This window comes from Streptomyces sp. SID12488, from assembly GCF_010548275.1.
GTDB lineage: Bacteria > Actinomycetota > Actinomycetes > Streptomycetales > Streptomycetaceae > Streptomyces.
On the sequence record NZ_JAAGLT010000008.1, the window covers coordinates 269,771 to 282,085 of the forward strand.

General features: G+C 74.4%; 2 protein-coding genes. Both read right to left on the reverse strand.

Features of this window, described 5'->3' with window-relative positions; translation table 11 throughout:
* Position 1: 1 nt before the first annotated feature.
* Positions 2-5,764 (reverse strand): type I polyketide synthase, encoded by a 5,763-nt coding sequence (locus tag G3I56_RS16090; protein WP_343239960.1) that lies wholly within the window; start codon positions 5,762-5,764, stop codon positions 2-4.
* A gap of 49 nt (positions 5,765-5,813) precedes the next feature.
* A complete protein-coding gene (locus G3I56_RS16095; protein WP_164409648.1) occupies positions 5,814-12,299 on the reverse strand; it encodes a type I polyketide synthase in 6,486 nt (2,161 codons plus the stop codon).
* Between the last annotated feature and the right edge of the window lie 16 nt (positions 12,300-12,315).

Here is a 12,315-nt window from a genome sequence, read left to right on the forward strand (position 1 = left end):
GTCAGGAGATCCCGAGTTCGTTGGTGATGAAGTCGAAGACTTCGTCGTCGTCGGCCGAGTCGAGGTGCAACGCCGCCGCGTCCGGCGGTGGTTCGGTGTGCGCCGCCGGTTGCAGACCCCAGTCGGTGACGACCGTGCGCAGCCGCGCGGTGATCCGGGCGCGGTCGGGGTGATCGGCCGCGACGCCGGCCAGGGAACGCTCCAGCCGGTCGAGTTCGGCCAGCAACGGCTCGGCCGACGGGACGACGTCCCGCGGCAGTGAGCCGTCCACATACCGGGCGAGAGCCTGGGCCGTCGGATGGTCGAAGACGAGGGTCGCGGGCAGCCGGAGCCCGGTGACGGCGCCCAGCCGGTTGCGCAGTTCCACGGCCGTCAGCGAGTCGAGGCCCAGGTCGCTGAAGGCGCGCCCCGGTGCGACGGCGGAGCTGCCGGTGTGCCCGAGCACCTCGGCGACCGTGCGGCGCACCACGTCGAGCAGGATCCGCTCCCGCTCCTCCGCGTCGACGCCGACGAGGCGCCGCCGCAGTTCACCGGAGGCGTCCTCACGTGCCGGTGCGTCGGCCGTCGCCGTCGGGGCCGACGTGCGCACCAGCCCGCGCAGCAGCGCGGGAACGGAGCCGCCGGCGCCGCGCAGCGCGGCCGTGTCGAGGCGGACCGGGAGCAGCGTACGACGCCTCTGCTGATGTGTCGTCAGGACCGCGTCGAACAGAGCCAGTCCGTCCTCCGGAGACAGCGCGAGGACACCGGAGCGCCGCATCCGCCGTACGGCCGTGTCGTCCAGCCGGGCCGCCATGCCCGCGTCCCACGCGCCCCAGGCCAGGGAGACCGCCGGCAGCCCCAGGGACGCGCGGTGCTGGGCGAGTGCGTCGAGGAAGGCGTTGGCGGCCGCGTAGGAACTCTGGCCCGCTGCGCCGAGCGTGGCCGTGGCGGAGGAGAACAGGACGAAGGCGGCCAGGTCCATGTCCCGGGTCAGTTCGTGCAGATGCCAGGCCGCGTCGAGCTTCGGCCGCAGCACGGCGTCCACGGCTTCGGGGGTCGCCGCGTCGAGCACGCCGTCGTCGACGACACCCGCCGCGTGGATCACCGCCGTCAGCGGGTGCGTGGCGGGAATCCGGTCCAGTACGGCCGACAGCGCGTCGCGGTCGGCCGCGTCGCATGCCTCCACGGTCACGTCCGCGCCCAGTGCGCCCAGCGCGTCGGCCAGCTCCCGGGCTCCGGCGGCCCGCGACCCGCCGCGGCTCAGCAGGACCAGCCTGCGCACCCCGTGCTCCGTCACGAGACGACGGGCGACGAGACCGCCGAGGGCGCCCGTGCCGCCAGTGACGAGGACTGTGCCGTCGGGGCCAGGCCCGGCCACCTGTGCCGAACCGTCCGGGGTCGGAGCCGGGGTGCGCACGAGCTGAGGCGTCAGCAACATGCCGCTCCGCAGGGCGAGTTGAGGTTCGGTGCAGCTGAGCGCCGCGCGCCACAGCTCCCCGTCCGGCGTCGCGGCCTCGTCCACGTCCAACAGGACGAACCGGTCGGGATGCTCGCCCTGAGCGGCCCGCACGAGCCCCCACACCAGTGCCTGCCGCAGTCCCCGTACGTCGTCGGCGGTGTCGACGGCGATCGCGTCCCGTGTCACCACGAACAGCCGTGCCCCGGTGAGCCGTTCATCCGCCGCCCAGGCCACGAGCACGGACCGCGCCGCACGCTCGACGGCCCGTGCGGCCGTTGGGACGTCCGCGCCGGCGGGCACCGACGCCGCGCAGTCCCACACCACCGCGCCGGGCACCGGCCGGCCGACCGCCACGGCCGCCCCCAGCGCTGCCACATCGGCGAACGCCTCGTCGACCAGGCCGTCCGGGAGGCTGTCCGGGGGAGTGCCGTCGCCCACGGCGACGACGTCCCGGACCGTCCCAACGCCGGAGGCGGCCGACGGCTGCCACTCGACGTGGAACAGGCTGTCCGTGTGCCGGGGCCGGGAGGCGGCCCGCAGCTGCTCGACGGAGACCGGCCGGATCCGCAGCGACTCCACCGAGGCGACCGGCGCCCCGTCCGCGTCCGTCACCAGCACCGCCAGCGCGTTGTCGCCGGCCGGCGACAGCCGCACCCGCAACGCGGCGGCGCGGGTGCGGTGCAGCCGTACGCCCTGCCAGGCGAAGGGCAGCCGCACCTGTTCGCCGGTGGCGCCGACCAGAGCCGTGTGCAGGGCGGCGTCCAGCAGCGCGGGGTGTACGCCGTAGTGGGCCGCCTCAGCGCGGAAGGGTTCCGGCAGTTCCACCTCGCCGAAGAGGTCCCGGCCCGAGCGCCACATCGAGCGCAGCCCCTGGAAGGACAGCCCGTACGTGAAGCCGTCGAGGGCGACCGCGTCGTAGAAGCCGGTGAGGTCCACCGGCTCGGCCCCGGCGGGCGGCCACGCGCCCGTCAGGCCGCTGCCGACAGCAACCTTGGTGTCGGCGTCGGACAGCACACCGTCGGCATGGCGCGTCCAGGGCGGCGTGGCCGCCTCGCCCTCCGCGAGCGCCGCGGACGCCGGCCGGGAGGTCACGGTGAACCGCCGGCGGCCGTCGCCGTCGTCCGGGCCGACGGTGAGCCGGATGTGGACGGCGTCGTCCTCGTCGAGGATCAGCGGGCTCTCCTGGATCAGCTCCTCCACCGTGCCGCAGCCCGCCAACCCGCCCGCGTGCAGGGCCAGTTCGAGGTACGCGGTGCCTGGGACCACGGTCGAGCCCAGGACCACGTGGTCGGCGAGCCAGCCCTGCGTACGGGACGACAGCCGGCCGGTGAGGATCAGCCCGCCGCCGTCCGCCGGGGTGAGCACAGCACCGAGCAGCGGATGCCCGGCCGGGTCCAGCCCCAGATCGCCCGGCCCGACCGGCGAGGCTGCCCTCGCGGACAACCAGTAGTGCTCACCCTGGAACGCGTACGTCGGCAGCTCCAGCGGCAGGCGCCGCCCGGCCCCGGCCCCGGCCCCGGCCCCGGCGGCCGTGAGGTACGCCCGCCAGTCCACGGTGACGCCCCGGACGTGCGCCTCGGCCACGGCGGTGAGGACCGTGCGGACCTCGGAGCGGTTGCGGCGCAGCAGCGGCATCGCGAGAACGTCGGCGTGCTCCTCCTGGGGCGGCACGCCCTCGCGGGTCATCGCGGACAGCACCCCGTCCGGCCCCAGCTCCAGGAACGTGCGCACCCCCAGGCCCAGCAGCGTGCGCACACCGTCGTGGAAACGCACCGCCTGGCGGACGTGCCGCACCCAGTAGTCGGCGGAGCGGATCTCCGCCGCTGTCACCGGGCGGCCGGTGACGTTCGAGACGACGGGGATCTGCGGCTCGCGCAGGGTCAGCGAGGACAAGACCGTGCGGAAGGCGTCCAGCATGCCGTCCATGCGCGGCGAGTGGAACGCGTGGCTCACGGCCAGTTCCTTCGTCCGTCGTCCCCGCGCGCGCAGCGTCTCGGCCAGCGTGCGCACGACGTTCTCGTCACCCGACACGACCACGGAGGCCGGGCCGTTGACCGCGGCGATGCCGGCCAGGTCTGTGTGGCCGGCGAGCAGTTCGGTGACCTCGTCCTCGGTGGCCTGCACGGCTGCCATCAGCCCGCCGGCCGGCAGTTCCTGCATGAGCCGGCCGCGTGCCGCCACCGCGGTGACCGCGTCGTCGAGTGAGAAGACGCCCGCGACATGCGCGGCGGCCAGTTCGCCGACGGAGTGGCCCAGCAGATGGCCGGGGCGCAGCCCCCAGGACTCGACCAGCCGGTACAGGCTCACCTCGATGGCGAAAAGCGCGGCCTGTGTCCACTGCGTACGGTCCAGGAGTGCCGCCTGCGTCGATCCCTCGTCGGCGAACAGCACCTCGCGCAGCCGCATTCCGGCCCGCTCGGCGAACAGCGCGCAGATGCGGTCGAGGGACTCGGTGAACACCGGCTGGGCGGCGTACAACTCCCGCCCCATGGCGGCCCGTTGCGCGCCCTGGCCGGTGAACAGGAACGCCAGGCCGGTGCCCGGCGCCGCCGTGCCGGTGACGACCCGACCGGTCTCGGCCGGACCGGTGCCGCGCAGCGCGTCCAGCCCGGCGAGCAGCTCGTCCCGGCCGGCACCGACGATCACGGCCCGGTGAGCGAGGCTCGCCCGCGCGGTGGCCAGCGGCAGGGCGAGAGCGGCCGGATCGAGGTCCGGATGCGCGACGACCGCGTCGTGCAGCCGCTCGGCCTGGGCGCGCAGGGCCAGCGGATCGGCGGCGGACAGCTGCCAGGGCACGAGCGCCGGGGCGGCGGTCCGGATCTCCTCGCCGAACGTGCCCTGCGCGTCGGCCTCCCCGGCGGCGCACTCCTCGTCGTACTCCTCGGCCTGTTCCAGGACGACGTGCGCGTTGGTGCCGCTGATCCCGAAGGACGACACCGCCGCGCGACGGGGCCGGTCGGCCGTGGGCCACTCACGCCGCTCGGACAGCAGCCGCACGGCCCCGCTCGACCAGTCGACGTGCGGGGTCGGTTCGTCCACGTGCAGGGTCGCGGGCAGGACGCCGTGCCGCATCGCCAGCACGGTCTTGATGACCCCGGCGACACCGGCCGCGTGCGAGGTGTGCCCGATGTTGGACTTCGCCGAGCCCAGCCACAGCGGCTCCGCCCGGTTCTGCCCGTACGTGGCGAGCAGCGCCTGCGCCTCGATCGGGTCGCCCAGCCTCGTGCCGGTGCCGTGCGCCTCCACCGCGTCCACGTCGGCCGGCGTGAGGCGCGCGTCGGCGAGGGCCGCCCGGATCACCCGCTGCTGGGAGGGTCCGCTGGGCGAGGTCAGGCCGTTGGAGGCGCCGTCCTGGTTGACGGCGCTGCCGCGCAGCACCGCCAGCACCCGGTGCCCGTTCCGCCGCGCGTCCGACAGCCGCTCCACAAGCAGCACCCCGACGCCCTCGCCCCAGTTCGTGCCGTCCGCGGCGGCGGCGAACGCCTTGACGCGGCCGTCGGGCGCGAGCCCGCGCTGCCTGCCGAACTCGATGAACAGGAACGGGCTGGCCATCACGGACGCCCCGCCGACCAGCGCCAGTTCGCACTCGTCGTCCCGCAGCGACCGCGCCGCCAGATGCAGCGCGACCAGGGATGCCGAGCACGCCGTGTCGACGGTGATCGCCGGCCCCTCCAGCCCGAACGTGTACGCGAGGCGGCCGGAGGCGACACTGGTCGTGGTGCCGGTCAGTACATAGCCCTCGGTGCCCTCGGGCGCGGTCCCCGTCCCGGGGCCGTAGCCGAGCTGCGCCGCGCCGACGAACACGCCCGTGCGGCTGCCGCGCAGCGACGTCGGGTCGATACCGGCCCGCTCGACGGTCTCCCAGGAGGTCTCAAGGAGCAGCCGCTGCTGCGGGTCCATGGCGAGTGCCTCACGCGGACTGATCCCGAAGAAGCCGGCGTCGAACCGGCCGGCGTCCCGCAGGAACCCGCCGCTGCGCCCATAGGTGCGGCCCGGCCGGTCGGGGTCCGGGTCGTACAGCGACTCCACGTCCCAGCCGCGGTCCGCCGGGAACGGCGTGATCGCGTCCCTCCCCTCGGCCAGCAACTGCCAGTAGTCCTCGGGCGAGCACACGCCGCCCGGGAAGCGGCACCCCATGCCGACGATGGCGATCGGCTCGTGGCGGGCCTCCACCAGCTGCCGGTTCTGGTGCTGAAGACGCTTGTTCTCCTTCACGGAGTGGCGCAGCGCCTCCATCATCCGCTCGGTCCGGTCGTCGCCCGGACCGCTCGTCCCGACACCTTCCTCGGCCCGCGTGCCCGGCATGTCCTGTGTGTCCTGCGTCACGGGGATTCCTTCTCCGCTCATGGTCGTTCTCTCCGCAGTCCGTGCGCGGTCACTGCTCGCCCGCGCCGAGCGCCAGCTCGATGAGGTCGTCCGCGTCCAGGTCGTCGATGTCGTCCGGGCCGCCGTGCGCCGCAGGTGCCGGGCCCCTGTTGACCGTGGTCGCGGGGCCGCCGGACGCTTCCTCGGCGGGCTCGGCCAGCTCCAGCAGGGCCGCCAGCAGGCCGGACTCCCGCAACCGGTCCGGCGCGATCGTGGCGAGCAACCGGCGTACGTCGTCGTCGGGGATGTCCGCCCGCGCCTGCGGCACCGGGGCGGGGCCCAGTTCGCGCAGCAGGTGCTCGCCCAGGGCCGCCGCCGTGGGATGGTCGAAGATCAGCGTGGCCGGGAGCCGTAGACCGGTCGCCGTGTTCAGGCGGTTGCGCAGCTCCACCGCCGTGAGGGAGTCGAAGCCGAGCTCCTTGAACGCCTGGTCGAGGCCGATCGCCGCGCTCGTCTCGTGCCCGAGGACGAGGGCCGCCTGATCGCGTACGAGATCCAGCAGCGTCCGGCCGCGCTCCGCGGCCGGCAGCGCGGCCAGCCGGTCCCGCAGACTCTGGCCGCCCGGCACCGCACCCGCCGGGCCCGCCGCCACCGCCCGCCGGGCCGGGGCGCCGACCAGTTGCCGCAGCAGGGGGTGGACGGTGCCCGACGCGCGGACCGCGCCGACGTCGAGCCGCATCGCCACCACCGTCGCCCGATCCGCGCTCAGCGCCGCGTCGAACAGGTCCAGCCCTTCGGCATCGGTCAGCGCGCCCACCCCGACCCGGCGTAGCCGTGCCAGATCGGCGGCGTCCAGATGGCCGGTCATCCCGCTCGCCCGCCCCCACAGACCCCAGGCCACCGAGACACCGGGCAGACCCTGGGCCCGCCGCTGCTCCGCGAGGGCGTCGAGGAACACGTTGGCCGCCGCGTAGTTGGCCTGCCCCCGGGTGCCCAGCGTGCCCGACGCCGAGGAGAACAGGACGAAGGCGGCCAGATCCATGTCCCGGGTCAGTTCGTGCAGATGCCAGGCCGCGTCCACCTTGGGCCGCAGCACCGCGTCGACCCGCTCCGGCGTCAACCTGCCCACCCTTGCGTCGTCGAGGACACCGGCCGCGTGCACCACACCGGTGAGCGGGTGCTCCCGAGGCACCTCGGCCAGGACGGCCGCGAGCGCCTCGCGATCGGCACTGTCGCAGGCCGCGACGGTCACCTCCGCGCCCGCCGCGACCAGTTCGGCACACAGGGCGTCGGCGCCCTCGGCCGCGAGGCCACGGCGGCCGAGCAGCAGCAGATGCCGTACGCCGTGTTCGGTGACCAGCCGGCGCGCCACCAACCCTCCCAGTGCGCCCGTACCGCCGGTGACCAGCACCGTGCCGTTCGGGTCGAACGCGGTAGACGGCATGGTGAGCACCAGCTTGCCGGTGTGCCGGGCCTGGCTCATGAAGCGGAAGGCGTCCACGGCGCGCCGGACGTCCCAGGCCGATGTCGGAAGCGGCCGCAGCTCCCGGCTGTGGAACAGCGGCATCATCTCGGCCAGCATCCGGCCGACGTGCTCGACGTCGGCCGAGACCAGGTCGTACCAGAGGTACGCGACGCCCGGGTGGTCGGCCGCGACCCGCTCGGCGTCACGGATGTCGGTCTTGCCCATCTCCAGCAACCGGCCGCCGTCGGAGGTGAGCAGCCTCAGCGAGGCGTCCACGAACTCGCCCGCGAGCGAGTTCAGTACGACGTCCACGCCACGCCCTCCGGCCGCCGACCGGATGCGTTCCTCGAAGTCCAGGGTCCGGGACGAGGCGATCCGGTCCTCGGGCACACCCAGTGCGCGCAGCGTCTCCCACTTGGCGGGGCTCGCCGTCGCGAACACCTCGGCGCCCAGATGCCGGGCCAGTTGCAGCGCGGCCAGTCCCACACCGCCGGTGGCCGCGTGGATCAGCACCGACTCACCGGCGCGCAGGCCCGCCAGATGGACCAGGCCGAGGTACGCGGTCAGGAACGCGACCGGCACCGAGGCGCCCTCCGCGTACGTCCAGTGCTCCGGCAGCGGCACGAGCAGCCGGCGGTCGACGACCACGACCGGACCGAAGGAGCCCCGGACCATGCCCATCACCCGGTCCCCGGGCGCCAGGTCCGTGACGTCCGGCGCCACCTCCACAACCACGCCCGCGGCCTCGCCGCCCATGATGTTCTGGTCGACCACACCGAGGCCCAGCAGCACATCGCGGAAGTTGATGCCGGACGCCCGCACCGAGAGCCGCACCTGCCCCGGGGCGAGCGGCGCCGACGCCTCCCGGTACGGCAACAGTGCGAGGTTCTCCAACGTGCCCTTGCCCGCGGTGTCCAGCCGCCACGTCGAGCCGTCCGCCGGCGGCCGAAGCGTCTGCCCGGCCGAGGCCCGTACCAGCCGAGGTGCCGACAACCGCCCGTCGCGCAGCGCGACTTCCGGCTCACCGGACGCCAGGGCCCGGCCCAGCCGGGCCCGCGAGGACTCCCGCCCGTCCACATCCGCCAGCACGAACCGGCCGGGGTACTCGGACTGCGCCGAGCGCAGCAGACCCCACAGCGGCGCGTGCACCAGGTCCCGCACGCTCTCGCCGTCGCCCGCCGCGACCGCGCCCCGGGTGACCACGGCAAAGCGGCCCTCGGCGAACCGCTCGTCCGCCAGCCACCGCTGCACGAGGCCGAGCACACGGTGCACCTCTGCACGCACCGCTCCGGCCGTGTCCGCCTCGGCCCCAGCCACGGGCCCGCAGGCCAGCACGACCGTCGCCCCGGGCGCAAGCGCCACCAGGGCATCCAGGTCGGCGCACTTCTCGAAGCCCAGGCGCAGGTCGTCCGAACCGAGGACGACCACTCGGTCCGGCTCGGTGTCCGGGAGCCGAAACCCGGCCCAGTCCACCGTCAGCAGCGCGTCCCGCTCCGGCGCGCGGGCGGCATCGAGCTGTTCCTCGCCCACCGCCCGGGTCACCAGCGACTCGACCTCGGCGACCGGAGCCCCGTCCTGGTCCGCGACGGCCAGTGAGAGCCCGTCCTCGCCCCGGGAAGTGAGGCGTACGCGCAGGGTGGTGGCACCGGTCGCGTACAGCGAGACGCCCGTCCACGAGAACGGCAGCCTGACCGTGTCGACGCCCTCGGCAAGACTGGCATGCAACGCCGCGTCGAGCAGGGCCGGGTGGATCCCGTAACCCCCGGCCGCGTCGTGCTGCTCCTGCGGGAGCACGGCCTCGGCGAACAGTTCGTCATCCCGCCGCCACAGTGTGCGCAGCCCCTGGAACACCGGCCCGTAGCCGAGCCCGCTCTCCGCGAGCCGCGGGTACAGCCCGGACAGATCCACCGGCTCCGCACCGGCCGGCGGCCACTGCGCCAGATCCCAGTCCGGCCGCGTGGCGCCGGGGGCGACGAAGCCGGTCGCATGGCAGGTCCAGGGCGTATCGCCCGCCGCCCGCTCCGGCCGTGAGTGGAGGGCCACCGACCGCCGACCGCTGTCGTCGGCCCCGCCGACCGTGACCTGGAGCCGCAGGGCACCGTCCTCGGGCAGGGCGAGCGGCGCCTGGAGCGTCAGTTCCTCCAGCATCGTGCACCCGACCTGGTCGGCGGCCCGTACGGCGAGGTCCAGCAGAGCCGTTCCCGGCACCAGCACCGTGCCCCACACCGTGTGATCGGCGAGCCACGGCTGCGCCTGCGACGACAGCCTGCCGGTCAGCACCACCTCGTCGTCGGCGAGGGTGAGCGTGGCGCCGAGCAGGGGGTGGTCGGCGGGGTCGAGTCCGGCGGCGCGGACGTCGGCGGTGGCGCTCGGCGAGGCGTCCAGCCAGTAGCGCTTGCGCTGGAAGGGGTAGGTCGGCAGGTCAGGGTCCCGGTCGCCGGTTCCCAGGACGGCGGTCCAGTCGACCGGGAGGCCATGGGCGTGGGCGTGGGCGGCGGAGGTCAGGAAGCGGGTCCAGCCGCCCTCGTCGCGGCGCAGCGTGCCGACGGTGAAGGCGTCGGCGTCCTCCAGGACCTCGTCGATGGCGTGGGTGAGGACGGGGTGCGGGCTGCACTCGATGTAGGCGGTGTGGCCCGCGGCGAGTGCCGTGTGGAGGGCGTCGGTCAGACGGACGGTCCGGCGGAGGTTGGTGTACCAGTAGCCGGTGTCGAGCTCGGCGGTGTCGATGAGTTCGCCGGTGACCGTGGAGCAGAAGGGGATCGTGCCGGTGCGAGGGGTGATGCCCGCGAGGAGGCGGGCGAGATCGTCCTCGATGGCTTCGACGTGCGGGGTGTGGGAGGCGTAGTCGACATCGATCCGGCGGGCGCGGATCTCCTTCTCCTCGCAGTGGGCGAGGAGTTCGTCGAGCGCTTCTGTGTCACCGGCGACGACGGTGGTGTGGGGGCTGTTGCGGGCGGCGACGCTGATCCGCTCGCGCCAGGGGTTGACCAGGTCGGTGGCCTCGTCGTGGGGGAGGGGCAGGGAGACCATGCCGCCGTGTCCGGCGAGCTTGAGGATGGCCCGGCTGCGCAGCGCGGCGACCTTGGCACCGTCCTCCAGGGTGAGGGCCCCCGCGACGACGGCGGCGGCGATCTCGCCCTGGGAGTGGCCGATGACGGCGGCGGGTTCGATGCCCAGGGAGCGCCACAGGGCGGCGAGGGAGACCATCACCGAGAACAGAGCGGGCTGCACGACATCGACCCGGGTCAACGGCTCTCCGCGGCCCAGGACTTCGGTGAGGGACCAGTCGACATGAGCGGACAGTGCCTTGTCGCAGTCGGCGATGGACCGGGCGAACACCTCGGAGGTCTTCAGGAGCTCGGTGGCCATCCCGACCCACTGCGAGCCCTGGCCCGGGAAGACGAACACCGGACGCTCGTACGCACCCTGCCCGGTGATGACTCCGGGGGCTTCGGATCCGGCCGCCAGCGCCCGCAGACCGGCGAGGAGTTCGTCCCGGTTCCGGCCGAGGACCACGGCCCGGTTGCCGAACGCGGCGCGCCCGGTCAGCAGGGCGCGGGCGGTGGAGCGTACGTCCGACGGGCCGTCGGCGAGACGGTCGGCCAGGCGCTCGGCCTGCGCGTGCAGCGCGACGGTGTCACGGGCGGAGAACACCAGCGGCACCAGCGGAACCTGCGGTCCCAGCGGCGCGGAAGGCTCGCCCGCCGCTTCCGGCGTCTCGGCGGGCGCCTGCTCCAGCACCACATGCGCGTTGGTGCCGCTGACGCCGAAGGAGGACACGGCGGCGCGGCGGGGCCGGCCCGTGTCGGGCCACTCGCGCTGCTCGGTCAGCAGCTGCACCTTCCCCGCCGACCAGTCCACGTGCGGGGTGGGTGCGTCGATGTGGAGGGTTCGGGGCAGGATGCCGTGGCGCATGGCCATGATCATCTTGATGACGCCGCCGACACCGGCGGCGGCCTGCGTGTGCCCGACGTTGGACTTCATCGAGCCCAGCCACAACGGCCGCCCGCGGTTCTGGCCGTACGTCGCGAGCAGCGCCTGCGCCTCGATCGGGTCACCCAGCTTCGTGCCCGTACCGTGCGCCTCCACCGCGTCCACCAGGTCGGGGGAGAGCCGGGCCTCGGCCAGCGCGGCCCGGATGACCCGCTGCTGAGAGGGACCGTTCGGCGCGGACAGGCTGCTCGTCGCGCCGTCCTGGTTGACCGCGGAGCCGCGGACGACGGCCAGGACCCGGTGACCGGCCCGCCGCGCGTCCGACAGCCGTTCCACGACCAGCATGCCGGCGCCCTCGCTCCACGTCGTACCGTCGGCGGAGGCGGCGAAGGACTTGATGCGCCCGTCGGGTGCCAGCCCGCCCAGCCGGCCGAAGCCCAAGAAGGTGCCCGGCGTGGCCATCACGGTCACACCGCCCGCCAGCGCCATGGTGCACTCGCCACGCCGTACCGCCTGCACGGCCAGATGCAGGGCGACCAGCGACGACGAGCAGGCGGTGTCGACGGTGGCGGCCGGACCCTCCAGGCCCAGCGTGTACGAGATCCGGCCGGAGGCGACGCTGCCCCAGTTGCCGCTGCCCAGGAAACCGGCGGCGTCCTCGTCCGCCTCGTCCAGGCGGGTGGCGTAGTCGTGGTACATCAGCCCCGTGTACACGCCGACGCGGGTGCCACGCAGCGTCGTCGGATCGATGCCGGCGCGTTCGAACGCCTCCCACGACACCTCCAGCAGCAGCCGCTGTTGCGGGTCCATGGAGAGGGCCTCGCGCGGGTTGATGCCGAAGAACGCGGGGTCGAAGTCGGCCACCGGGTCCAGGAAGCCGCCCTCCCAGGCGTGGGAGGCGCCGGGCCGCCCGTCGCCGGTGTCGTGGACCTCCCCGGTGTACCAGCCCCGATCGGCCGGTACGGCGCCGATGGCGTCCCGGCCTTCAGTGACCAGCCGCCACAGGGACTCGGGGGAGTCGACGCCGCCGGGGAACCGGCACGCCATGCCCACGATCGCGATGGGCTCGTGCTTGGCCTCCTCCAACTCGGCCACCCGGCGCCGTGCCTCGCCCAGTTCGGCGGTGGCCCAGCGCAGGTGCTCACGGAACCTGTCCACCTGCGACTGCGACGCC